This window comes from Deinococcus aerolatus, from assembly GCF_014647055.1.
Classification (GTDB): Bacteria; Deinococcota; Deinococci; order Deinococcales; family Deinococcaceae; genus Deinococcus; species Deinococcus aerolatus.
Genome location: NZ_BMOL01000003.1, coordinates 127,134 through 149,104, shown reverse-complemented (window position 1 = coordinate 149,104; position 21,971 = coordinate 127,134). Strand labels below are relative to the sequence as shown.

25 protein-coding genes are annotated in these 21,971 nt (G+C 66.8%); 19 read left to right on the top strand and 6 right to left on the bottom strand.

All coding sequences use genetic code 11. The features are described 5' to 3' along the window. Positions 1-17 precede the first annotated feature (17 nt). The 3 genes from IEY31_RS05150 to IEY31_RS05140 all read left to right on the top strand — a co-directional run bounded on the left by IEY31_RS05150 (position 18) and on the right by IEY31_RS05140 (position 2,999). Positions 18-872, top strand: coding sequence for a nitroreductase family protein (locus IEY31_RS05150; RefSeq protein WP_229723333.1), 855 nt, complete (start codon positions 18-20; stop codon positions 870-872). Positions 873-924: 52 nt separating this feature from the next. Next, a complete protein-coding gene (locus IEY31_RS05145) occupies positions 925-1,830 on the top strand; it encodes an aldo/keto reductase (RefSeq protein WP_188969666.1) in 906 nt (301 codons plus the stop codon). Between the two features lie 107 nt (positions 1,831-1,937). After that, on the top strand, positions 1,938-2,999 hold the full coding sequence (locus IEY31_RS05140; protein WP_188969664.1) for a type III polyketide synthase: 1,062 nt from the start codon (positions 1,938-1,940) through the stop codon (positions 2,997-2,999). Positions 3,000-3,057: 58 nt separating this feature from the next. Here the strand turns inward: IEY31_RS05140 and IEY31_RS05135 are convergent, their stop codons facing one another. Together IEY31_RS05135 and IEY31_RS05130 are read right to left on the bottom strand one after the other, a co-directional pair. After that, the gene (locus IEY31_RS05135) at positions 3,058-3,387 is read right to left on the bottom strand and encodes a hypothetical protein (RefSeq protein ID WP_188969662.1); all 330 of its coding nucleotides are present in this window, start codon (positions 3,385-3,387) and stop codon (positions 3,058-3,060) included. A 24-nt stretch (positions 3,388-3,411) separates the two neighbouring features. After that, the gene (locus IEY31_RS05130) at positions 3,412-3,639 is read right to left on the bottom strand and encodes a hypothetical protein (protein ID WP_188969660.1); all 228 of its coding nucleotides are present in this window, start codon (positions 3,637-3,639) and stop codon (positions 3,412-3,414) included. 362 nt (positions 3,640-4,001) lie between these two features. Between IEY31_RS05130 and IEY31_RS05125 the strand changes: the two genes are divergently transcribed. From IEY31_RS05125 to IEY31_RS05105, 5 genes are read left to right on the top strand one after another with little or no spacing between them, the layout of a single operon-like run. Further along, positions 4,002-4,583 carry a hypothetical protein gene (locus IEY31_RS05125; RefSeq protein WP_188969659.1) on the top strand — a complete coding sequence of 194 codons (582 nt, stop codon included), beginning with the start codon at positions 4,002-4,004 and terminating at the stop codon, positions 4,581-4,583. A 59-nt stretch (positions 4,584-4,642) separates the two neighbouring features. Then, positions 4,643-4,846: a hypothetical protein gene (locus IEY31_RS05120; protein WP_188969657.1), complete on the top strand. Its 204-nt coding sequence runs from the start codon at positions 4,643-4,645 to the stop codon at positions 4,844-4,846. Positions 4,847-4,856: 10 nt separating this feature from the next. Further along, positions 4,857-5,549: an SDR family oxidoreductase gene (locus IEY31_RS05115; RefSeq protein ID WP_188969655.1), complete on the top strand. Its 693-nt coding sequence runs from the start codon at positions 4,857-4,859 to the stop codon at positions 5,547-5,549. Next, on the top strand, positions 5,546-6,496 hold the full coding sequence (locus tag IEY31_RS05110) for an NAD(P)/FAD-dependent oxidoreductase (protein ID WP_188969653.1): 951 nt from the start codon (positions 5,546-5,548) through the stop codon (positions 6,494-6,496). The genes IEY31_RS05115 and IEY31_RS05110 overlap by 4 nt, the downstream gene beginning before the upstream one ends. Beyond that, entirely contained in the window at positions 6,493-7,122 is a 630-nt protein-coding gene (locus tag IEY31_RS05105; protein ID WP_188969651.1) for an HAD family hydrolase, read from the top strand. The genes IEY31_RS05110 and IEY31_RS05105 overlap by 4 nt, the downstream gene beginning before the upstream one ends. A gap of 53 nt (positions 7,123-7,175) precedes the next feature. Here the strand turns inward: IEY31_RS05105 and glyA are convergent, their stop codons facing one another. Continuing rightward, the gene (gene glyA, locus IEY31_RS05100; RefSeq protein ID WP_188969649.1) at positions 7,176-8,402 is read right to left on the bottom strand and encodes a serine hydroxymethyltransferase; all 1,227 of its coding nucleotides are present in this window, start codon (positions 8,400-8,402) and stop codon (positions 7,176-7,178) included. A gap of 264 nt (positions 8,403-8,666) precedes the next feature. Here glyA and pheS point away from each other — a divergent pair, with 264 nt between their 5' ends. The 4 genes from pheS to IEY31_RS05080 are packed head-to-tail and all read left to right on the top strand — an operon-like array spanning position 8,667 to position 13,120. Next, entirely contained in the window at positions 8,667-9,698 is a 1,032-nt protein-coding gene (pheS, locus tag IEY31_RS05095; protein WP_188969647.1) for a phenylalanine--tRNA ligase subunit alpha, read from the top strand. A gap of 11 nt (positions 9,699-9,709) precedes the next feature. Beyond that, complete coding sequence (locus tag IEY31_RS05090) at positions 9,710-10,216, top strand: NUDIX hydrolase (protein WP_188969645.1); 507 nt, start codon at positions 9,710-9,712, stop codon at positions 10,214-10,216. Further along, a complete protein-coding gene (locus IEY31_RS05085; protein ID WP_188969643.1) occupies positions 10,213-10,620 on the top strand; it encodes an NUDIX hydrolase in 408 nt (135 codons plus the stop codon). Before IEY31_RS05090 ends, IEY31_RS05085 begins: the two co-directional genes overlap by 4 nt. 40 nt (positions 10,621-10,660) lie before the next feature. Then, a complete protein-coding gene (locus IEY31_RS05080; protein WP_188969641.1) occupies positions 10,661-13,120 on the top strand; it encodes a phenylalanine--tRNA ligase subunit beta in 2,460 nt (819 codons plus the stop codon). Between the two features lie 25 nt (positions 13,121-13,145). Here IEY31_RS05080 and IEY31_RS05075 read toward each other — a convergent pair whose 3' ends face one another. Then, the gene (locus IEY31_RS05075; RefSeq protein WP_188969639.1) at positions 13,146-14,126 is read right to left on the bottom strand and encodes an NUDIX domain-containing protein; all 981 of its coding nucleotides are present in this window, start codon (positions 14,124-14,126) and stop codon (positions 13,146-13,148) included. A gap of 10 nt (positions 14,127-14,136) precedes the next feature. Further along, complete coding sequence (locus tag IEY31_RS05070) at positions 14,137-15,096, bottom strand: alpha/beta fold hydrolase (protein ID WP_188969637.1); 960 nt, start codon at positions 15,094-15,096, stop codon at positions 14,137-14,139. A 50-nt stretch (positions 15,097-15,146) separates the two neighbouring features. On the opposite strand from IEY31_RS05070, the gene IEY31_RS05065 reads away from it, so the two are divergent. The 3 genes from IEY31_RS05065 (at position 15,147) to IEY31_RS05055 (ending at position 17,601) form a co-directional block, all read left to right on the top strand. Then, positions 15,147-15,452: a hypothetical protein gene (locus IEY31_RS05065; protein WP_188969635.1), complete on the top strand. Its 306-nt coding sequence runs from the start codon at positions 15,147-15,149 to the stop codon at positions 15,450-15,452. Between the two features lie 268 nt (positions 15,453-15,720). Further along, the gene (locus tag IEY31_RS05060) at positions 15,721-16,389 is read left to right on the top strand and encodes a response regulator transcription factor (RefSeq protein WP_188969633.1); all 669 of its coding nucleotides are present in this window, start codon (positions 15,721-15,723) and stop codon (positions 16,387-16,389) included. A 126-nt stretch (positions 16,390-16,515) separates the two neighbouring features. Beyond that, a complete protein-coding gene (locus IEY31_RS05055; RefSeq protein ID WP_229723332.1) occupies positions 16,516-17,601 on the top strand; it encodes a hypothetical protein in 1,086 nt (361 codons plus the stop codon). A 144-nt stretch (positions 17,602-17,745) separates the two neighbouring features. Here IEY31_RS05055 and IEY31_RS05050 read toward each other — a convergent pair whose 3' ends face one another. Then, positions 17,746-18,165, bottom strand: coding sequence for a hypothetical protein (locus IEY31_RS05050; RefSeq protein WP_188969631.1), 420 nt, complete (start codon positions 18,163-18,165; stop codon positions 17,746-17,748). Between the two features lie 306 nt (positions 18,166-18,471). Between IEY31_RS05050 and def the strand changes: the two genes are divergently transcribed. The 4 genes from def (at position 18,472) to IEY31_RS05030 (ending at position 21,949) form a co-directional block, all read left to right on the top strand. Next, entirely contained in the window at positions 18,472-19,155 is a 684-nt protein-coding gene (gene def, locus IEY31_RS05045; protein WP_188969629.1) for a peptide deformylase, read from the top strand. Continuing rightward, entirely contained in the window at positions 19,148-20,110 is a 963-nt protein-coding gene (gene fmt / locus IEY31_RS05040) for a methionyl-tRNA formyltransferase (RefSeq protein WP_229723346.1), read from the top strand. The genes def and fmt overlap by 8 nt, the downstream gene beginning before the upstream one ends. Before the next feature lie 117 nt (positions 20,111-20,227). Next, entirely contained in the window at positions 20,228-21,064 is an 837-nt protein-coding gene (dkgB, locus tag IEY31_RS05035; RefSeq protein WP_188969627.1) for a 2,5-didehydrogluconate reductase DkgB, read from the top strand. Continuing rightward, a complete protein-coding gene (locus IEY31_RS05030; protein WP_373289114.1) occupies positions 21,065-21,949 on the top strand; it encodes a phosphotransferase family protein in 885 nt (294 codons plus the stop codon). The last annotated feature ends 22 nt before the right edge of the window (positions 21,950-21,971 follow it).

Sequence of the window (21,971 nt, the reverse complement as noted above, 5' to 3'; positions counted from 1 at the left end):
CCTGCTAGCCTGCCGCCATGAGCCATGAACCTCCGTCCGCTTCCCCCGTGCCGCCGTCCCCGGTGATCGAGGGCATGCTCCGGCGGCGCACCACCAACGGGCCGTTCCGCCCGGACCGGGTCAGCCGCGAGCACCAGCACGCGCTGATGCGGGTGGCGCAGGCGGCCCCCAGCCACTTCAATTCCCAGCCGTGGCGCTTTGTGCTGATCGAAAACCCCCAGACCATCGCGCGGGTGGCCGAGCTGGCCGGCCAGAGCATGACCGAGCTGATCGAGGCCGGGCTGTTCTTCCAGCGCTACCGCCGCTACTTCCGCTTCTCGCAGGCCGAGATGGAAGAAAAGCGCGACGGCATCCACATCGATCATCTGCCGGGACCGCTGCGGCCCTTTACCCGGCAGGTCTTCAGCGACGCGGGCCTCAGGCTGATGCGGCAGCTGGGCGTGCCGAAGAAGCTGGGCGAGGACAACCGCAAGCTGGTGTCGGGTAGCCCGCTGCTGCTGGCCGCGCTGCTGGACAAAGAGGAGTACCGCCCCGGTGAACTGTCGGGCTTTTACAGCGTCTTTGGGCTGGGGGCAGCCATCGAGAACATCTGGAACGCGGTGGGCGAGCTGGGCATGGGCATTCAGTTTGTGAGCACGCCCGCAGAGATTCCGCGCCACTGGGCGGAGATTCAGACGCTGCTGGCGGTTCCGCAGACGCTGGAACTGATGGCGCTGTACCGCCTGGGCTACCTGCCGGCGGACCAGAGCCGGCCCACCATCGACTGGAGCAGCCGTCACCGCAAGCGTCTGGAGCAGTTCGTGTACCGTGAGACCTGCGCCGTGCCGGAGACCGATGCCTTCCCCCAAACCTCTGGACACGCTCAACCCTGACCTCTCCCCGCCTGTTTTCCAAAGGCGCACACTTCCACATGGAGGCACCACCATGACCGACAGATCAACCACCACCGAACAGCCCAATGCCGCCGACAGCGGAACCTTCAAGATCGGCGGTGACCTGAGCGTCAACCGCCTGGGCTTCGGCGCGATGCGCATCACTGGCGACGGCATCTGGGGAGACCCCACCGATCCCGAGGGCGCGATGGAAACCCTGCGGCACCTGCCCGAACTGGGCGTGAACCTGATCGACACTGCCGACAGCTACGGTCCCGCCGTCAGTGAGGAACTGATCCGCGAGGCCCTGCACCCCTACGACACCGTGGTGATCGCCACCAAGGCCGGGCTGACCCGCACCGGTCCCAACGTCTGGACGCCGGTGGGCCGCCCCGAGTACCTCAAGCAGCAGGCGTACATCTCGCGCCGCCGTCTGGGCGTGGACCGTATCGACCTGTGGCAGCTGCACCGCATCGATCCCAACGTGCCGCGTGACGAGCAGTTCGGGGCCATCCGCGAGCTGATGGACGAGGGCGTCATTCGCCACGCTGGCCTCTCGGAAGTCAGCGTGGAGGAGATCGAGGCGGCCCGCGAGGTCTTCCCGGTCTCCACCGTGCAGAACCTGTACAACCTGGTCAACCGCAAGTCCGAGGACGTGCTGGACTACTGCGAGCGCGAGAACATCGGCTTTCTGCCATGGTTCCCGCTGGCAGCAGGCAGCCTGGCCAAGGACGGCAGCGTGCTGGCCGACGTGGCGCGTCGTCTGAATGCCAGCCCCTCGCAGGTGGCGCTCGCCTGGGTGCTGAGGCGCAGCCCGGTGATGCTGCCCATTCCCGGCACCGGCAAGGTCCGTCATCTGGAGGAGAACGTGGCCGCCGCCAGCCTGACCCTGACCGGCGAGGACTTCAGAACCCTTGACGGTGTGGGCCGGGCCGAGTGGGAGAAGAACCAGAAGTAGCGCCGCTGCCAGTAAGGCACAGCAGGGGGAACAGGCTGGATGGCCTGTTCCCCCTGAATCTTGCTGGCGTACCCTTTCTGGAGGGCATTTCGCGGCACAATGCCCGGATGAGTTCTGCCGCCGCACCGCCCATCCTGCGCTCCCTGGTCACCGGGACCCCGCCCTACCGGGCCGCCCAGTCCGAGATCCGGGAGGCGGCCCGCATCCTGTTCCCGCGCATGGCCGCGCGGCCCCACCTGCTGGACGTGTTCGGCAACGCCCAGATCGAGTCGCGTGCCCTGGCCCGCCCGCTGGAGTGGTACCTGCAGCCGCGCGGCTTTGGCGAGAAGAACGCCGTGTTCATCGAGGAGGCCCGCGCCCTGATCACCCGGCTGGGGGCCGAGGCGCTGGACCGTGCCGGGCTCCGGCCTACCGATGTTGACGCGGTGGTTGTGGTCAACACCAGCGGCCTGAGCACCCCCAGTCTGGACGCGTGGCTGATCGACGCGCTGGGCCTGAATCGCCACGCGGCCCGGCTGCCGGTGTGGGGGCTGGGCTGTGCGGGCGGGGCGGCGGGGCTGGCCCGCGCAGCCGATCTGGTGCGGGCGGGCTTCCGGCGCGTGCTGTACGTGGCGGTGGAACTGTGCAGCCTGACGCTGGTCAGGGGCGACGAGTCGAAGAGCAATTTTGTGGGAACTGCCCTGTTCGCCGACGGCGCCGCAGCGCTGGTTGTCACGGCCCCGGATGTGCCCGGCCCGCCGCCGCTGCTGTCCCTGCACGGCGCGTACAGCACCCTGATCGAGAACAGCGAGGACATCATGGGCTGGGACGTGGTGGACGACGGCCTGAAGGTGCGTTTCAGCCGCGACATTCCCGCCCTGGTGCGCGGCATGATGCGCGGCAACGTGGCCGAGGCGTTGGCAGCCCACGGCTGGACGCAGCAGGAGATCGGCACCTTTGTGGTTCATCCCGGCGGCGTCAAGGTGCTGGGGGCCTACGAGGAAGCCCTGGGCCTGCCGGCAGGCGCGCTGGACAGCAGCCGCACGGTGCTGCGTGAGCACGGCAACATGAGCAGCGCCACCGTCCTGTTCGTGCTGGAGCAGGCCCTCATGGCCGCCACGCGTGGCCGGACCCTGCTGAGCGCGATGGGACCGGGCTTCAGCGCCGAGCATGTGCTGATCGAGATCTGAAAAAGACCGTGGAACAGGCGCTCAGGCTTCCACGGTCTTTTACGCTGTCTGCTGTGCGCTAGATCTTGTCGTCCGCGTACACGGTCTTGTCCGGGTCTGCCGGAGCGCCGCTGGCCGGCAGGCCTTCTTTCATCCCCCCAAAGCTGCTGGGATTGATGGCGTCACCGCCCTGAGTCTCGGGACGGGGATCGAGGGTGCTGGACACCTGCTGTGCGGTGGAGGTGGTGGCCCCTGCACTGGCCTGCCCATCGCCTTCCTCCGCCCAGTAGGTCTGCTTGTCGCCCTGACTGGGGTCTTTTGGAGTGCCCGTGTTCCACTGGGCCTGATCGTTCACGGTTTCCTGTGACACGTTGGACTGTGCTTCGGTCTGCGGCTTGCCTTCTCCCATGTGGACTCCTGTGCAGATGCGTGGTTACGAACGCTGGTTGGGATTTTTGAGCGTATCGGTGCCAATGACGCTCTCGGGGAGGTTCTCGGCCTGCCTGGCCTTCTCCTGCATTCCGGTCTTCTGAACGCCCTTGATGTCGCTCAGGTCATTGGTGTCCTTGACGCCCCCCTGCGGACTGCGGCCTTCCTGCGCGGGGTGGTTGGGCTGCGTTGAGTGACTGGTCGGGGTGGTGTCGGGTTTGCCTTCTCCCATGATGGAACCTCCTTGGGTTGTGAGTGACTCCAGCCTAGGGGAGGTGGGCCGGGGCATGGTGCCATTTGGGTTTAGAAGGCTTTGGAGAATGGACAGGGGCGGGCCATGTGGGCGGTTCCCCCTGTTCTACAGGCCGGAATCCGTACCCCCACTGCACCGGGCAGCCGCTCCTGCCGGCCAGTGGGCAGAGGTCTCCAGCCACCTCATGGCCCTTTATGGCTCCTTCTGGCACACTGGAGGGCATGTCTGGGTTCTGCCCTGGCGCTCAGGACCTTGGGTTTCACGGCCCATCCCACATCTCAGCCGGACCCCACCCCCGCTCCTTCAGACTTCCATCAAGCCTTGCCGTTAAGCTACGAACCATGAAGCCCCGCGCCCTGCTGCTGTCTGTCCTGCTGACCCTGCCCGTTCTGGCCGCCGCGCAGGACGCCGCCCCCGCCACCCTGCCTGAGATTCCCCCGGTGGTGGCCCCGCTGCCGGGCACGCCGCCTGTTAAGCCGGCGCTGCCCACGCCAGCCGCGCCCACCGCACCGTCGGTGCCTGCCGCTGCCGCCGTGGCCCTGCCGGAGGTGCAGGCCAACCTGTTCGTGCCGCGCACCGTGACGGGCAAGGTGGGACTGACCTTCACCATCCGCAGCAGCAGCGCGGCGCCGATCACCTTCAGTGTGCGGCGCGACAACGATCAGAACTGCGCCACGGCCCCGCAGGTGCGCGTGCTGGAGGTGGGCACGCGCGCGGTGGTGTACCCGGTGCCGGGCGCGTCTCCCCGCCTGTGCGCGCAGGACCTGGAAACCAGGACGGCTGCGGCCAGGGGCAATGTGACCTTTACCCGCGAGCTGGAACTGGCCCCCGGTGAGTACATGGTGGAAAGCTGGCTGAGCGGCTTCGCCAACAACCTGCTGGTCAAGGTGCCTGCCGCGCCGGTGCGGATCACCGTCAAATAGGGTCGGTCTTTCTGGGCTGCCGGGGTGATGAGGCTCCGGCGGGTTTCTATGCTGCTCTGATGAAGCCTGGCCTCCCTGTCTGCCTGGGCTGGCCCGAACCTGTGCAGGAGGCGTGGGGAACGGTCATTGCCGTTATCGTGCGCCAGGACGATCTGGAGGACAGGCTGGTGGTGGAGCGCTGTGGGACGCGCTGGACGGATGAGGGCATCATCGGCGCCACCCGGTTTCAGGAGAGATATTTCCGGACCTGCCCGGCGCGCTAACCTCGGGCGTATGTCCTCACCCTTGCCCACCACCCTGATTACCGGCGCGTCCGGCGGCATCGGCAGCGCCCTGGCCCGCGCGCTGGCCGGCACACATGACCTGATCCTGACCGGACGTGGCGGCGCGGCGCTGGACGCCCTGTGCGCCGAGGTGGGCGGCCGTCCGCTGCGGCTTGACCTGACGCGCCCGGAGACATTTGAGGAGGCGCTGGCCGGACTGGGCCGCGTGTCCAATGTCGTTCACAACGCCGGAGTCGTGGAACTGGGCGCGGTGGCCGAACAGGGGCACGCCGTCTGGACCCACACGCTGGCCGTCAATACGGTGGCCCCCGCCGAGCTGACCCGGCTGCTGCTGCCCGGGGTGCGGCAGGAGCGCGGCACCATCGTGTTCGTCAACAGCGGCGCGGGCCTGAGTGCCAATGCGGGCTGGGGCAGCTACGCCGCCAGCAAGTTCGCCCTGAAAGCGCTGGCCGACGCCCTGCGCGCCGAGGAGGCGGAAGGTGGCGTGCGCGTGACCTCGGTGTATCCGGGCCGCACGGCCACGGAGATGCAGCGCAAGGTACGCGTTCAGGAGGGGGCCACGTACACGCCAGAAGCGTTTATAGATCCGCAGACGCTGGCCCGGACCATCGCCTTCGTCCTGAACGCGCCGCGTGACGCCACGCTGACTGACATCACGGTGCGCCCCGGTCCCCCGGCATGACGCAGCATTACGATGCAGTGATTGTCGGCGCTGGCCCGGCCGGACTGACCGCGGCCCTGACCCTGGGCGGCGCGCAGCGGCGGGTGCTGCTGCTGGACGGCGGCCCCCCGCGCAATGCCCGCGCCACGGCGGCGCACAACGTCTTTACCCGCGACGGTTGCGCGCCCACGGACCTCAAGACGCTGGGGTTGCGCGATCTGGCCCCGTACGACATCACGGTGCTGCACACGCCCGCCCGCGAGGCCAGCGCAGTGGACAACGGCTTCGCGGTCCGGCACGACGGCGGCTGGGCCAGGACCCGGCGGCTGCTGTTTGCCAGCGGCGTGCGCGACCGGCTGCCGCACATTGCCGGTCTGCGCGAGCGCTGGGGCGTGACCGTTCACCACTGCCCGTACTGCGACGGCTGGCCCAACCGCCATGCCCGGCTGGGGGTTCTGGGCCGCCACCAGGAGGGCCATCACCTGGCCCTGAACGTGCGCGCCTGGGCCGGGGACGTGACCCTGCTGACCGACGGTCCCGACGAGTTGACCGACGAGCAGAGGCTGGACCTGCGGCGCATCGGGATTCCGCTGCACACCGGAGCTGTTGCGAGAATCAGCGGCAGGGACGGGGCAACCGTGCATTTCAGGGACGGAAGCCGTCTGGAACTCGACGCCCTGTTTCTTAACCCGACCCAGGTGCAGAACAGCACCCTGCCGGTCGCGCTGGGCTGCACGCTTGACGACAAGAGCCGCGTGACGGTGAACGAGAACGGCATGACCTCGGTGCGCGGCATCTGGGCCGCCGGGGACATGACCGGAGCGCCGCAGTACGTGACCAGCGCCGCCGCCAGCGGCATGACGGCAGCGGTCAGCCTCAACACCACCCTGATTCACGAGGACGTGCGGGCACAGGGTGCGGCCTTCCACAAATCGCCGGACGAGGCCCCGCAGGTGGGCGTGACGTGAAGGCCGTTCTGTTTGATCTGGACGGCACGCTGCATGACCGGAATGCCACGGTGCTTCGGTGGCTTGAGGGCCACACCCGGCGGTTTACGCTGCCGGCTGCCTACGCCGCCCGCTTCGTGGCGCTGGACGATTTCGGTTACCGCCCCAAAGCCGAGGTGATGCCGCTGCTGGTGCAGGAATTCAGGCTGGCGTATTCGGCACAGACGCTCCTGGGCGATTTCACGGCGCACTTCATGGTGGCCCCAGTTGTTATGGTCCACGCCCACGCGGTCCTCCGGCAGTTGCGGGAGCGCGGCGTGCGGATCGGCGTCGTGACCAACGGCTGGCCGGAGATGCAGAGCGCCTGCCTGAACCGCTGCCGCCTGTCCGAACGGGTGGACGACGTGGTGATCAGCAAGGCCGTGGGCCTGAGCAAGCCTGATCCCGCCATCTACCGGCTGGCGCTGGAACGGCTGAATGTTTCGGCAGCCGACACATGGTTCGTGGGCGACTCGCCGCGCAACGACATCACAGGGCCGCAGACGGTGGGGCTGCGCACCGCTTTCCTGCCCACGGGTCACGCGCTGACTGGAGAGACGCCGGACGCGGTGCTGGAGGACCTGCGGGCGGTGCTTACGCTGAACTAGACGGGGGGCAGAAGGCGGTCTGTTTGGGCCTTCTGCCTCCTGTGCTGGACGGCTCAGGGCAGCGGGAAGCCGCTCGCGAAGGCGTGGACCTCAGCCTTCACGTTCTCGCCTTTCAGCGCCCGGTCGATCAGATCGGCAATTTTCGGCATGTCATCCTCCACCATGCCGCGCGTGGTTACAGCGGGCGTACCGATGCGGATGCCGCCGCCGTGCAGGATCTTCTCGGTGTCATAGGGCAGCGTGGACTTTGAAATGGTGATGTGGTTGGCGTCCAGAGCCCTGGTTGCCTTGGTGCCGTTCAGGCCCTGGGGCCGCAGGTCCAGCAGGAACAGGTGGTTGTCGGTGCCGCCCGACACGACGCGGTAGCCCTTGGTCTGGAACGCGGCGGCCAGCGCCTGCGCGTTCTTCACGATCTGCTGCGCGTAGGCCTTGAATTCGGGTTGCAGCGCCTCGCCGAAGGCAATCGCTTTGGCCGCGATGATGTGCTCCAGCGGCCCGCCCTGATGGCCGGGGAACACTGAGCGGTCCATTTTGGCGGCGATGTCGGGGTCACTGCTGAGCAGCAGGCCGCTGCGGGGGCCGCGCAGAGTTTTGTGGGTGGTGGTGGCGACGATGTGCGCGTGCGGCAGCGGGCTGGGATGCACGCCGGCGGCCACCAGTCCGGCGATGTGCGCGATGTCCGCAAACAGAATGGCGCCCACCTCGTCGGCAATGGTGCGGAACGCCTCGAAATCGATGACGCGGCTGTAGGCACTGGCCCCGGCGATAATCATCTGGGGCCGGTGGGTGTGCGCCAGCCGGCGAACCTCGTTCATGTCGATTCGTTCCGTTTCGGGGCTGACCTTGTAGCCCACGATGGAATAGTTCTTGCCGCTGAAGTTCACCGGGCTGCCGTGCGTCAGATGACCGCCGTGCGACAGGTCCATGCCCAGCACGGTGTCGCCGGGCGACAGGAGTGCGCCGTAGACCGCAATGTTGGCGCTGCTGCCGCTGTGGGGCTGGACGTTGGCCCAGGTTGCACCGAACAGTTCCTTGGCCCGCTCGATGGCCAGCAGTTCCACCTGATCCACCACCTCACAGCCGCCGTACCAGCGCTTGCCGGGGTAGCCCTCGGCGTACTTGTTGGTCAGCACGCTGCCCGCCGCCTCGCGCACGGCGGCGCTGGTGAAGTTCTCGGAGGCGATCAGTTCCAGCCCGGTGCGCTGGCGCTCGGCCTCCTGCGCGATCAGGTCAAAAATGGCGTCGTCACGGACGGGCGCGGGGCGTTCGGCAGTGGTCATGGTCTTACGGTAACACCGCTCCTGTTGGGGAAATGTCCGTCTGTCTTGGCAGCATAGACGGGTGGGGCCGCGCCTCTGGAGGCGTCCGGATTTCCTGCGACTGACCCTCTGGCCCTGCTTCTGATACCTTACGTCCCATGACGCTCCACACGGGTCCACTTTCGCTTTTTACCCGCTGTGGGGTTTCGCTGACCTAAGCTGGTCCAGCGCGTCACCCCGCCGACTCCATGTCCGGCGGGGCTTTTTTATGTCAGGAGGAATGGAATGACAGACAACCATCAGCAGGAAGCATTGGCGGCAATCGCCCAGTCGGAGTCATTAGAAGGTTTGCAGGCCGTCAAGACCAGGTACGTGGGCAAGAGCGGACTGGTCACCCGGGAACTGGGCGCACTGGGCAAGCTGCCGCCGGAGGAACGCAAGGCACGCGGCGCAGAGATCAACGCCGTGCGGCAGGCCATCGACGCCGCCCTGACCGAGCGGGAGGCCACCCTCAAGCGCGCCGCGCTGGACGCCCGCCTCGCCAGTGAGGCGATTGATGTGACGTTGCCGGGCCTGCCGCTGCCTGCTGGCGGCCTGCACCCCATCAACCGCGTGTACGATGACCTGACCCGCATCTACGAGCGGCTGGGCTACGCGGTGATCGAGGGGCCGGAGGTCGAGGACGAACACCACAACTTCGAGGCGCTGAACGTGCCGTGGTATCACCCCGCCCGTGACCTTCAGGACACCTTCTGGCTGGAGGATGGCCGCCTGCTGCGGACGCACACCAGCCCCATGCAGATCCGTTACATGGTGGACCACGAGCCTGCCCTGAAGATCGTGGTGCGCGGCAAGGTGTACCGCTACGAGGCCACCGACGCCACCCACGAGGCCATGTTCCACCAGCTTGAAGGCCTGGTGGTGGGTGACGGCATCAGCATGGCGGACCTGAAAGGCACCATTGCGGAAATGGCACGCGGGCTGTACGGACCGTCTGCGAAGGTCCGGTTCCAGCCCAGCTACTACCCCTTCACCGAACCCGGCGCGGATTTTGCCGTGTGGTGGGAGAACCCGCGCGGCGAGAGCAAGTGGCTGGAGCTGGGCGGCTGCGGCATGGTTCACCCCAATGTCTTCAGGGCTGTGGACGACCTCCGAGAGGCCGAGGGCAAGCCACGCGTCTACGAGGGCAAAACGGGCTTTGCCTTCGGCCTGGGGCCAGAGCGGATTGCCATGCTCAAGTACGGTATTCCCGACATCCGCTACTTCTACGCCAACGATCCGCGCGTGCTGGGGCAGTTCCGGGGAGAGTTGGGCTAGAAGGAGAATGGATGATCCTGCCCGAAACATTCGCGATTCCCTGCGTTGGGGCCATCATTGCCCGTCAGGTTGGTGGCGTGCGCTGCCTGCTGATTCAGGAGCGCCTCAAGCCGGGCGCAGGCATCGAGAACGGCATGCTGGAAGTGGCGGCGGGCAAGGTGCGCGAGTACGAGAACGTGTTTGCCGCCCTGCGCCGCGAGGTGGGCGAGGAAACGGGCCTGCGCCTGACCCGGATCGCGGGCGAAAACACTGCCATCACCCGCACCGTGAACGGCTACGCGGTCATGAGCTACACGCCGTTTTGCATCACCCAGAACCTGTCGGGCGGCTATTCGATCATCCTGCACACCTTCATCTGCGAGGCTGAGGGTGAACCGCTGACGCAGACGGACGAAACGAGACATCTGCGTTGGCTGCCGCTGGCCGAGTGTCGCCAACGCCTGCGAGACCGGCCCGAAGACTTCTATCCCCTTCACATCAACGTGCTCAGCCTTTATCTGGGCCAGGAGCAACCATGAGACCCCGCGCTGTCGGTATCCTCTTCAACGATCAAGATCAGGTCCTGCTAATGCTGCGGCAGAAGGCGGGCCGCGCCTACGCCACGCTGCCCGGCGGCGGCATCGAGAGCGACGAAACCCCTGCCGAGGCCTGCGCCCGCGAACTGCTGGAGGAAGTCAATCTGGTGGTGGCGGTGGGCCAGGAAGTGCTGGTGCTGGACAATCTGGACAACCACGAACACTACTTCCGCGTATCCCTCGTCTCCGGCGAGATGCGCCTGGGCGACGGCCCCGAGGGCATTCGCAACAGCGCCGAGAATTCGTATGCGCCCCAGTGGGTGAACGTCTCGGAACTGGACGCCGTGAATCTGGTGCCGCCGCAGGCGCGCGGGGTGGTTCGAATCCTCGCCCAAACCGCTGGCTGACGCTGCCCTTCTCCTCCCCGCCCCATCAAGAGGTTTCACCATGAAATTGTCCTATTCCTGGCTTCAAGAACTTGTTCCCAACCTCCCGCCGGTCACCGAGCTGGAACCCATCTTCGCCAATCTGGGCCTCCCGCTGGAAGGCATCGAGAAGACGCCCACTCCGCCGGGGGGCGTGCTGCTCTCGGTCATCACGCGGGCCGAGGCGATGCCCGGCACGCAGCTGGCGAGGCTGACGCTGGACACCGGGCCGCACGGCGAACGCGTGATCGCCACGGGTGCGCCGGGTGCGGCGAGCCTGCCGGCCGGAACGGTGGTGGCGCTGGTCACGCCCGGCACCGCGCTGGGCGACACCGAGTACGGCGTCCGCATGTTGCAGGGTGTCGAATCCTGGGGCATGGCCGCCAGCGCCAAGGAGCTGGGCATCGGCGAGAGCAGCGCCGGAATCCTGACCTTCCCGGCGGGTACCGCACAACCCGGCACGCCCATGGATGAGCTGTGGCCCACCGATCACGTCCTGGACATCGAGGTCACGCCCAACCGCGCCGACGCCCTGAGCGCCCTGGGGGTGGCCCGCGATCTGGCCGCCTTCCTCAAGCTGGAACTGAAGCTGCCTCCTGCTGGTCCCGCCGCTCACGGGAGCGGCGAGATCCGGGTCAGCCTGCCGCCGAAGGGATTGACCATCGAGCGCGATCCCTCAAAGAAGCTGCGCTTCGGCTGTGACCACTTCGCGGCGCGCACGGTGGGCGGCGTGCAGAACGGCCCCTCACCGCTGTGGATGCAGCGCCGCCTGTCGCTGGCGGGAATGCGCCCGATTGACCTGATCGTGGATACCAGCAACTACGTGATGCTGGAACTGGGCCAGCCCACCGCGCTGTATGACCGCCGTGACGTGACCGGCGATCAGATTCTGGTGGCCTTTGGGCTGCGCCAGGGCGAGGAAGTCGCTGATCTGATGGGCGGTACACACACGGTTGGCCCCGAGGACCTGCTGATTCTGGACGGACGCGAGCGCGAGATTTCCACCGTGGCCGACGCCTTGGCCAACGCTGGACAGCCCCAGCCGGGCGCGGGGGTGCTGGGCATCGCCGGGATCATGGGCGGCGATCACGGGCGGGTGCGGGCCGACACGACGGACGTGGTGATCGAGTCCGCGCACTTTGACCCGGTGTTGCTGCGCCGGACCAGCACGCGTCTGGGCCTCAAGACCGACGCCGTGTACCGCTACGAGCGCGGCGTCGATCCACTGCTCTCGCCCAGGGCGGCGGACCGGGTGGCGGGCCTGCTGGCCGAGTGCGGTGGCGGAACGGTGGAGCCGGGCGCGACGGTGGTGGGCACCCCCGAAATCCCCGGCCAGATCACGGCTGACGCCGACGCCATCCGCGCCCTGCTGGGTATGGAGATCGATACGGCGGAGATGCGGGCCATCCTCGTCCGCCTGGGCTGTGACGTGGCAGGCGAGGGTGACACGTTGCTCGTCACGCCGCCGTCCTGGCGCATCGACATGAACATCTGGCAGGACGTGGCCGAGGAAGTTGCCCGCCTGCACGGCTACGCGGAGCTGCCCGAAACGCTGCCCACGCTGCGGATCCACGAGAGCAACATCGGCGCGTCTGCCGCCAACGACGAGCGCCAGAACCTGCGCCGCACGCTGGCCGGACTGGGCTTTCAGGAGGTGGTGACCTACACCTTCTCCAGCGACGAGGAGGCCCAGAAGGCGCGGGCTGAGGCTCCCAGTGTGCGCCTTCGCAACCCCATGACCACAGACCGCACGGCGCTGCGAACCGCGCTGTACCCCAGCCTGCTGCGCGCCGCACTGGCGCATCCCAAGGGCGAGCGCGTCCTGCTGGCCGAACAGGGCCGTATCTTCCCGAAGGGCGGCGAGGCCGAGCGGCTGGGCCTGCTGATGCGCGGGCCATTTGCGCCGAACACCTTCCAGGGCGGCGTGGCGGGCGGCTACAGCGTCTTTCGGGGACTGCTGGAGGCGCTGGCCGCCAGCCAGGGCGCTGCGCTGGAGATTCGCCAGTTGCGCGGCGACGCTGTGCCCAGTGCGCTGCACCCCGGCATTGCCGGAGAGGTTGTCTGGAACAGACAGGCCATCGGCTGGATCGGCGCGGTGCATCCCGAAATCGCCCAGGAATTTGGCCTGAAGGGCGAGACGTTTCTGCTGGAAGTCGCCCTGCCGCTGCCCGGAAGGGCGTGGGGCTTCCGCGATCCCAGTCGCGCTCCTGCCGCGTGGCGCGATCTGGCGGTTATTGCACCGCAGACCGTGGGCTACGGCGAGATTGCCGCGCTGCTGCGTGCCGAGGCGGGGGACACGCTGGAAAGCGTGGAGCCGTTCGACGTGTACACCGGCGATCAAGTCGGGGAGGGCCACCGCAGCGTGGCCGTGCGACTGGTCTTCCGGGGCGCGAAGACCCTGACCGATGCGGAAGTCGATCCGGTGATGAGCCGGCTGATGGGCGCGGTGCGGGCGCAGGGCTGGGGCATCCGCGAGAAGTAGGGGAGAGGTGAGATGGAGGCCAGGGCTAAGTGCCCTGGCCCCCTTTCCATACCCTCAGGTTGTCCACAATTAATGTCCCGCTCAGTTCCTCCTCCGCTGGCAATTCATCCGCGCCGAACCAGCCCACTTCCAGCACCTCGCCCGCCTGGGGGGTCAGCGGGCCGGTCACGTCATGTGCCCGGTACAGCACCGACACGTTGTCCACCACGTCCCCGTGCGGATAGGTGAAGCGGTGGCGCGGCCCGGCGAACATCTGGAGCGGCTCCAGCGCCTCCGCCCGCAATCCCGTCTCCTCGAGCAGTTCCCTTCGGGCGCAGTCCTCAAAGCTCTCGCCGGGTTCCAGACTGCCTCCCGGCACCGTCCACTTTCCAGTTCCGCCATGCCTCAGCAACAGCAATCTGTCTCGCCCATCTGTGACCAGCACGTTCGCGCCGGGGGCAAAGAGGGGCCGCGGCCCCACGCGGTTTCGCAAAGCCATCAGGTGGTTTCCAACAGGCGGCGCGGGCGGTGTGGGTTCCAGCGGCAGCGGCGGCAGACCCAGCCGCGCACGCAACACGCTCAGGCTCTGGCGGTTGGCATTGTTGCTCAGCGGGGGCAGGTCATTCAGCGCGAACCAGCGCAGTTCCAGCGTCTCGCCGCTGTCGTCCGGCTGGGCCTGTTCCAGCGCGGAGGCCGGAAGCGTTCCGTGCGCCCGCATGCCCACGATGTAGATCTCGTGGCCGTTGGGGTAGCGGTGAAACAGTTCCGGGCCGCTTTGCAGGCCGTCCGGCAGCGGCAGCAGGGTCAGATCGGGGCAGACCAGCCCGGTTTCCTCCAGCAGTTCGCGGCGCGCCCCGGCTAGAAAGTCCTCGCCGGGTTCTAGCGCGCCGCCGGGTTCGCCCCACAGGCCATCGTCGCCCCGGCGCTGAAGCAGCACGCGGCCCGTTTCGTCCTGAATCAGTACGCCGACTGCGGCGGCAATCAGCGGGCGGTTGCCCCAGAGTTTGCGGAGTTCGAGGATGGACACACCAGAAAGCCTAGCGTCTCAATGCATCTTCTAGCGCCTCGGCGAACGCCTCCTCGTCGTCCAGCCAGGGGTAGTGGCCGGTGTCCAGCACGGTCACGTCGGCGTCGGCCAGATCGGCCAGGTACTGCACCTGTTCGGGGTAGCTGGTGCGGTCCTGGACCCCCACGATCACGTACACCGGGCGGCGTATCTCGGCCAGGAAGGGCAGGTACTCGAATTCCCACATTCCCTGGTTGACCAGCGCCTCCTGCACCTCGCCGCCCCCTACGAGCTGGCTCTCCACGTCCACGAATTCCAGTCGCATGCGGCTGGGCGCGTCCACGAATTCCAGGGTATTCAGCAGGTCACGGGCGTTCAGCAGGCCAAAGGCGGCCTCCACCCGCGCGTCGCCCACCTGTGGATGCTGGCCTTCCGGGGTGCTGGCGCGGATGGCCCCGGCAGGGTCTTCCAACTCCACGCCGCGCAGGGCGCTGGCCTCCGACAGCAGGGTCAGCGCCAGCGCCGGAAAGTGAACCCAGGGGCCCACAACCACGGCGCGGTCGGTGTGCGTGGGGTGGCGGCGGGCGTATTCCAGCGCGATCAGGGCGCCGAAGCCGTGGCCCAGCGGCACGATGCGCTCCAGGCCCAGAAAGTCGCGCACGGCTTCCAGGTCGGCCACCAGGGTGTCCAGGTCCAGGGTTTCATGGCCCTGCTCGGTGTCTTCCAGCGGACCGCTGCGCCCGCTGCCGCGCCCGTCCAGATACACCACCGGGCGCTCTAGCGACTCGCCGAACAGTTCCCGGAACGAGTAGCTGTTGTAGCCGGGCCCGCCGTGCAGGAAAACCAGCGGGGCCTCGCCGGCGTTGGGGTCGCCCGCCACCTCGAAATACAGGTCGGCCCCGTTCAGGCGCTCGATGTACACGCCCTCGCCCAGTCCATCGGTGTCCAGCCCGTCCTCGAAAAAATCATCCTGTGGCAGTTCGCCGGTCATGGCTGCAGTCTAGAGCAGCCTTCCGGCTCCGCCGCGTTAGCCTGTGCGCCATGACGCCCCCCGCTTCCTCCCGGCCCGGCGACGTGCAGGGCATTGCCTTTACGCTTGACGGCGTGGACGAGCTGACCTTCGCGCGCATCCTGCGGGACGTGATGCACGACGCCACCTTTGGCCGGCCGCTGCAGATTCAGGCGCAGGAGCCGCGCCCCGGCCTCAGTGCCCGGCTGACTGTGGCCTTCCGGCAGCAGGACCGCACGCGGGCGGTGGCGGCCATGCAGCGTCTCAAAACTCTGTTGCTGCGCTACGGGGTGCAGGTGGACTCGGTCAAGGTGCCGGAAGGCGGTGGGCTTACATGAAGATGCTGCCTTGAAGACGCGGCAGGCTCTTGAGTGACAGATGTAGTTTCGAAGCCCGCCCGCGTTTCTGAAGAAAGTGCAGGCGCTGTTAAGAACGTGTAAACCGTTCTTGTGCGCCCAGTATTGCGCTGCCCCCTACCATGTCTGACAGCAGAGGAGACTTCTCGCCGGTCCGGCGCGAGGTCTCACCAGCAGGCGCAGTTTTCCCTTTCGGCTGACAGCGCGCCTTTCCGGCGCCGCCCAGGGGGTGCCTCACAAGAGGGTGATTATGGAGCAACGCATTCTATTGATCGAAGACAATCCAGACATCACCCGCGTCGTGGAATACGAGCTGGAGCAGGCTGGCTACCGGGTGCTGAGCGCCTCGGATGGCGTGAGCGGTCTGACCAGCGCCCGCGAGAGCAGTCCTGACCTGGTGATTCTGGACCTGGGGCTGCCCGACTTTGACGGCGCGGAGATCGCCCGTCGCCTGCGTAAGACCAGCAGCGTGCCGATCATTATCCTGACTGCGATGGACGCCGTGGACCGCAAGGTCAACCTGCTGGAAGCGGGGGCCGATGACTACATGACCAAGCCGTTCCACCCCGAGGAACTTGTGGCGCGGGTGAAAGTGCAACTCCGGCATCAGCAGCACGGCGAGGTCATTTCCATCGGGGCGCTGGAGATTCATCCCCAGAAACGGCTGTGCCACTACAACGGCCATGAGGTTCGCCTGTCGCCCAAGGAGTTTGACCTGCTGACCTTCCTGGCCCGCCAGCCGGGTCGGGTGTACTCCCGCCAGGAGATCGAGCGCGAGGTCTGGAACGGTGAGCTGCCCAGCAACAGCAACGTAGTAGACGTGCACATGGCGAACATGCGGGCCAAGCTGCGTGATCTGGATGGCTACGGCATCATCCGCACTGTACGGGGCATCGGGTACGCGCTGAAAACGTCCTGACTGCTTGGCGGAGGCGGGCCGGGCTGCGGCCCGGCCCGCTTTTTGCTGTCTCCCCGTGTCAGGCACCCCTAACCTCCCCCAGCGGGTCCCTTTCGCCGGCCCGGTCCACTGCTCTACGCTGTGCCCATGCGGCGATTGTTCTGTCTGGTGGGACTGGCCCTGTTGGCCTCGGCGGGAGCACAGGACCTGAAGAAATGCGGCGGCGTGGCCGGGCCGCCGACCTGGGTACGCTCCGGGGTGTACTCCGGCACGCTGGGGCCAAAAGCAGTGACCCTGGCGCTGGACCGCCAGAACGCCGATGCCAACCGTTACTTCTACGTGGGGCGGGCCGGCGACTTGCGCCTGACCGCCTTCCACTCCGGCGAGACCCTGATCCTGCAGGAGGAGGTGCGCAAATCGCTGGCCTCGGCCTCGGTGGTGACCGGCTGTTTCACGCTGACGCGGGTGGACGGAGTGTTGCGCGGAAGCTGGAAGGCACCGGGGGCCGCCAGCCCACTGAAGGTCAGCCTGGAGCCGCTGAACGTGGCCCAGCTGCCGCTGAAATTGCCGTCTTCACCGGGCCTGCTGAAACTGCGCCGCAGCGATCCCCTGGCCTTTGTCAAGCTCAACCGCGCCTGGGCGGTGGCTCTCGACACTCAGAGCGTGCGCGAGCCGTTGTCGGGCCTGACCTACCCGCGCGTGCCCGGTGCGGGCGCAGCGCTTCGGGCCGCCTTGCAAGACCGGCTGCTGCTCAACGCCGTGGATGCCCTGGAATGCGTTTCCTCGTTGCCCGAGGACATGCTGGGAGAGGGCTACACCCTGAACGCCACCGTGACCCTGCTGACGCCCAGGCTGCTCAGCCTGCGCGAGGACGTCTACTACTTCTGCGGCGGCGCTCACCCTGACAACTTCAGCGTGGGCCTGATCCTGGACCGCATGACCGGGCAGCCCGTGCCGCTCGCTGCCCTGTGGCCCAGCCTGACTCCCAGCCGTCTCAAGACGCTGTATCTGGCAGCGTCTGCGGCAGACCCGGTGTCGGAATGCGACGACGTATTGCGGGACATGGAGGGAAGTTACGCCGTGTCTCTGGGCAGCGGAGGCCTCACGCTGACGCCCGATGGTCTGCCTCATGTCTACAGTGCCTGCGCGGAGAGCGTAACGGTGCCATACGGGCAGTTGCGACGCGGGGCCAACACCGCGTCGCGCTACTTCGCGGACCTGTATCCGAAATAACGGGCGTACTGCCCTGATTATTCGCGATAACAATAGAAACGCTGCGGAGAATGTGTCCTCCGCAGCGTTTCTATTGTTATCCGTTATCCAGTCTGAGCACTGCTGTTCTTGGAGTATCAGCAGCGCCCTACTATTGGAAGAGGCTTACTTCCGCTTGGTTTTGGAGCGGGTCTGACCCAGGGCCTGCCCTTTCTCGTAGCTGGCCTGCATCTTCTTGCGGGTTTCATCGGCCATCTTCTTGAAATCCACCAGTCCAGCCTCGATGGCCTCGACGGTGGGCTTGATGGTGCCGCCCTTGCGTGCTGCGGCAAGTTCGCGGTTAACTTCATCGAACCATTTCTCGAATTTGGGCGTGACTTCAAAGAGCATTTCCTTGGTGTCGCGCTGATAGGTACCCTCGCTGCCGCGGCGGGTGAACTGTTTGGGCATGGTGAAGCGTTCGGGCATGTAGGCGGCTGCGAATTTACCGTCGCGAACCGCGTCACGGAACATCTTGACAAAAGTATCGCTGCGCTGGGGATTGCTAAGTTCGTGGACCTGCTCGCTGAGTTTCTTATAAGCCATATCGTTTGGCCTCCAACTGCAGAGTATGGATGATGGGGCCAAGTGTTGTAAAGTCCCTGCCCTGCCTAGCAACAAGACGCGGATGCGAAATCTCAGGTCTGGTCCGAGAAGCCTTCAAATTTACTCACATCTCAGAGATTTACGGGGTGACATCCGGAACTCTGAATGTGCAGGAGGCATCCGCCAGAGACTGAGGCGGGAAAACGTGAACGTGGCGGGATAAGCTGAGCCACCGGCCCGGCTTCGTTCCACCTGAGAGGCGTCGCCCTTTCCAGGGGCGGTCCTTCTGGTAAAACAGACAGCATTATGACCGGGCCAACGACTCCCACCTGGATTTCCGCCGCGCCGCCGCGCGTGTACCCGCTGCGCCTGTACGGCGATCCGGTCCTGCGCCGCAAGGCCAAACCGCTGAACCTGACCGACCCGCTGAATGTGCCGGGTGTGGGACCGCAGAGCGTGCGGCAGGTGGCCGACGCCATGCTGGAAACCATGTTCGAGGCGCGTGGGGTGGGCCTGGCCGCGCCCCAGGTGGGCCTACCTGTGCGGATGTTCGTGGCCGTGGAGTACGAGGACGACGAGGAGGAGGACGAGGGGGGAGACGCCCCACTGCGTTCGCGGGTGCTGCGCGATTTCGTGATGATTAACCCGGTGGTCAGCGTGCTGAACAAGAAAAAGGACAAGTCGTACCAGGAGGGCTGCCTGAGCATCCCCGGCATCTACGAGGAGGGTGTGCCGCGTGCCCGCGCCGTGTCGGTGAGCTACACCGATCTGGACGGCAACCAGAAGGTGCTGGAGGCCGAGGATTACCTGGCCCGCGTGTTTCAGCATGAATTGGATCACCTGGACGGCGTGCTGTTTCTGGACCGCCTGCCGCCCGAGGTGACTGAGGATTACCGCAAGGAACTGCTGGCGCTGCAGCAGAAGTCCAGGACGTTGATCAGCGATCTGGCCCAGGCAGACCGCCTGCGCCGCGAGCGTGCCGGTGCGTGATTCGCGCGGCCTGCGGGTGGCGTTCTTTGGCTCCCCGGCCTTCGCGCTGCCGGTGCTGGAGGCCATCCGCGCGCAGTTTGAGGTTGTGCTGGTGGTGGCCCAGCCGGACAAACCCGTGGGGCGCGGGCTAAAGCTGACCCCGCCCCCCGTTGCGGCGCGGGCCGCTGAGCTGGGGCTGCTGCTGGCCCAGCCCGACAGGCTGCGGCGCAACGCGGACTTCGCGGCGGTGCTGCGGGACAGCGGCGCGGATGTGGCCGTGACCTGCGCCTACGGCAAGATCCTGCCCGCCTCTCTCCTTGAGGTGCCCAGACACGGCTTCCTGAACACCCATACCAGCCTGCTGCCCGCGTACCGGGGCGCAGCGCCGATACAGTGGGCGCTGATCCACGGCGAGACCGTTACGGGCACCACCATCATGCAGACCGATCCCGGCATGGACACCGGGCCGATTCTTTTGCAAGAAGAGCTGCCGATTGCCCCGCAGTGGACCAGCTTGGACCTGTCGGACGCGCTGGCAGGGCAGGCGGCGCGGCTGATCGTGACGGCGCTGGAGCGGCTGGGCCGGGGCGGGCTGCCCCCCACGGCCCAGGACGACGCAGCGGCCACCCACGCGCCGATGCTGGTCAAGGAGGACGGCTTCGTGCGCTGGACCGATTCGGCCCTGGCCGTGGTGAACCGTTACCGGGGCGTGGCGGCCTGGCCGCAGACCACCGCGTTCCTGAATGGCGCCCGCCTCAAGCTGGGTGGCCTGAGCGTGGGGGAGGGGGTGGGTGGGCCGGGCGAGGTTGTGGGCATGGACGCTGAGGGGCTGCTGGTCGCCTGTGCGAGCGGCGCGGTGCGCGTGCAGACCATTCAGCCGGAAACCCGCCGCCCCCAGCCCGCGTCCGTCTGGGCCACCTCCGCAGGGGCCGGGGTAGGAACGCGTTTTGACCTGTGGACCCCGGAATCGGATTAAGGAGCCTGTGCGCCTGCCCCAGCTGAGCTGCCCAGGCTGTTCCACCCCATCTCGTCAGGCCCAGATAAAGAAAATCGGTGCTTGTTGCCCGCCCGCCCGGCGCGGCATCATGCCCGGATGACTGCATCAGACTGGCCTGCCTCGCACTGGACTGTGCCGCCCTTTGGCCTGGGGACCTTTCGCCTGAAAGACCAGGTTGTCCGGGACTCCGTCCGTGACGCACTGGAGCTGGGGTACCGCGCCATAGACACCGCGCAGGGCTATGGCAACGAGGCCGAGATCGGTGAGACCATCGCGCAGAGCGGAGTGAAACGCGAAGACCTGTTCATCACCACCAAGATCAAGCCGGACAACTACAGTGCCGACAAACTGGTGTCCAGCCTGCGCGAGAGCCTGGAAAAGCTGCAGACCGACGCCGTGGACCTGACCCTGATCCACTGGCCCGCCCCGCGCGGCCCGGTGAGCGCCGAGGAGTACCTGGGCGCACTGGCCGACGCCCAAGCCCAGGGCCTGACCCGCCATATCGGCGTGTCGAACTTCACCATCGCCCTGTTAAAACAGGCCCGCGAACTGTTGGGGGACCGGGCCATCGCCACCAACCAGGTGGAGATTCACCCGTATCTGCAAAACCGCAAACTGGCTGAGTTCGCCCGTCAGGAGGGCATCCACCTGACCTCCTACATGACGCTGGCGGTGGGCCGGGTCATGGAGGACGAGGTCATGGGCGAGATCGCCGCCGCCCACGGGGCCACGCCCGCACAGGTGGCGCTGGCCTGGGCCATGGGGCAGGGCTTCTCGGTGATTCCGTCGTCCACCCGGCGCGAACACCTGGAGAGCAACATGAAGGCGCTGGACCTCAAGCTGACCGACGAGGACATGGAGCGCATCGCCGCGCTGGACGGTCGGGGCGAGCGCCTTGCCAACCCGGCCAGCGTCGCGCCCGACTGGGATTGAGTGCTGGGTCAGGCGGCGGCCACACCGACCAACCTCACCCGGCTGATCCATCATTTCCGGTCAGGGGCTCTACTCGTCCGTTCCTGGCCCTTGGCGGGCGGCGTCTCTGCGCGTGTGACGGCCGTTGAGATACGTCTGGCCCACGGACAGGCCGAGCGTCTGGTGGTGCGCGAATACGGGGCACGTGACTTGCAGGCCAATCCCGACATCGCCCGGCAGGAGTTCAGGGTGCTGCGGGCACTCCACGCAGCCCATCTGCCTGTGCCTCAGCCGCATTATTTTGAAACGGGCGCGCTGGTCACCGAGTTCATGGAGGGCCAGCCCGAATTCGAGCCTGCTGACGGGGCCAGTTGCGTGCGCCAGATGGCCGCCTTCCTCGCCCGTCTGCACGCGATTCCCCCCACCAGGTTCTCTTTCCTGCGCCCGCTCGCATTGCCTAGCCCATGCCCCAGGCAGCCTGACGAGTCGCTGTCCGAGAGCCGTATCCGTGATGCCCTGAACCGTCTGGACACACCGCTTTCTACACGGCCCGTTGTGCTGCACGGTGATGTCTGGCCTGGCAACATCCTGTGGTCCGGGGGCCGCTTGACGGCGGTGATCGACTGGGAGGACGCGGCGCGGGGCGATCCGCTGGCCGACGTCGGCAATGCCCGGCTGGAACTGCTGTTCTTCCTGGGCGTGAAGGCCTTGCACGCCTTCACGAGTGAATACGCTGTCCTGAGCGGCGCGAACATGACAGTTCTACCGCACTGGGATCTGCGCGCGGCGCTGCGTCTCTGTGGACGACTGGGCGACTGGGGTCTGGAGCAGGGGCTGGAACGGCAGATGCGTCAGCGGCACCAGGAATTTGTGGACGGTGCCCTCGAACAGATTCAGCAGACCTGAAGGAAAAAAACCTCCCACATGG

Excerpts from the sequence above, each read along its gene's own strand:
- IEY31_RS05150 (WP_229723333.1), top strand. The coding sequence starts at position 18 with ATGAGCCATGAACCTCCGTCCGCTTCCCCCGTGCCGCCGTCCCCGGTG.
- IEY31_RS05145 (WP_188969666.1), top strand. The coding sequence starts at position 925 with ATGACCGACAGATCAACCACCACCGAACAGCCCAATGCCGCCGACAGC.
- IEY31_RS05140 (WP_188969664.1), top strand. The coding sequence starts at position 1,938 with ATGAGTTCTGCCGCCGCACCGCCCATCCTGCGCTCCCTGGTCACCGGG.
- IEY31_RS05135 (WP_188969662.1), bottom strand. The coding sequence starts at position 3,387 with ATGGGAGAAGGCAAGCCGCAGACCGAAGCACAGTCCAACGTGTCACAG.
- IEY31_RS05130 (WP_188969660.1), bottom strand. The coding sequence starts at position 3,639 with ATGGGAGAAGGCAAACCCGACACCACCCCGACCAGTCACTCAACGCAG.
- IEY31_RS05125 (WP_188969659.1), top strand. The coding sequence starts at position 4,002 with ATGAAGCCCCGCGCCCTGCTGCTGTCTGTCCTGCTGACCCTGCCCGTT.
- IEY31_RS05120 (WP_188969657.1), top strand. The coding sequence starts at position 4,643 with ATGAAGCCTGGCCTCCCTGTCTGCCTGGGCTGGCCCGAACCTGTGCAG.
- IEY31_RS05115 (WP_188969655.1), top strand. The coding sequence starts at position 4,857 with ATGTCCTCACCCTTGCCCACCACCCTGATTACCGGCGCGTCCGGCGGC.
- IEY31_RS05110 (WP_188969653.1), top strand. The coding sequence starts at position 5,546 with ATGACGCAGCATTACGATGCAGTGATTGTCGGCGCTGGCCCGGCCGGA.
- glyA (WP_188969649.1), bottom strand. The coding sequence starts at position 8,402 with ATGACCACTGCCGAACGCCCCGCGCCCGTCCGTGACGACGCCATTTTT.
- pheS (WP_188969647.1), top strand. The coding sequence starts at position 8,667 with ATGACAGACAACCATCAGCAGGAAGCATTGGCGGCAATCGCCCAGTCG.
- IEY31_RS05090 (WP_188969645.1), top strand. The coding sequence starts at position 9,710 with ATGATCCTGCCCGAAACATTCGCGATTCCCTGCGTTGGGGCCATCATT.
- IEY31_RS05085 (WP_188969643.1), top strand. The coding sequence starts at position 10,213 with ATGAGACCCCGCGCTGTCGGTATCCTCTTCAACGATCAAGATCAGGTC.
- IEY31_RS05080 (WP_188969641.1), top strand. The coding sequence starts at position 10,661 with ATGAAATTGTCCTATTCCTGGCTTCAAGAACTTGTTCCCAACCTCCCG.
- IEY31_RS05070 (WP_188969637.1), bottom strand. The coding sequence starts at position 15,096 with ATGACCGGCGAACTGCCACAGGATGATTTTTTCGAGGACGGGCTGGAC.
- IEY31_RS05065 (WP_188969635.1), top strand. The coding sequence starts at position 15,147 with ATGACGCCCCCCGCTTCCTCCCGGCCCGGCGACGTGCAGGGCATTGCC.
- IEY31_RS05060 (WP_188969633.1), top strand. The coding sequence starts at position 15,721 with ATGGAGCAACGCATTCTATTGATCGAAGACAATCCAGACATCACCCGC.
- IEY31_RS05055 (WP_229723332.1), top strand. The coding sequence starts at position 16,516 with ATGCGGCGATTGTTCTGTCTGGTGGGACTGGCCCTGTTGGCCTCGGCG.
- IEY31_RS05050 (WP_188969631.1), bottom strand. The coding sequence starts at position 18,165 with ATGGCTTATAAGAAACTCAGCGAGCAGGTCCACGAACTTAGCAATCCC.
- def (WP_188969629.1), top strand. The coding sequence starts at position 18,472 with ATGACCGGGCCAACGACTCCCACCTGGATTTCCGCCGCGCCGCCGCGC.
- dkgB (WP_188969627.1), top strand. The coding sequence starts at position 20,228 with ATGACTGCATCAGACTGGCCTGCCTCGCACTGGACTGTGCCGCCCTTT.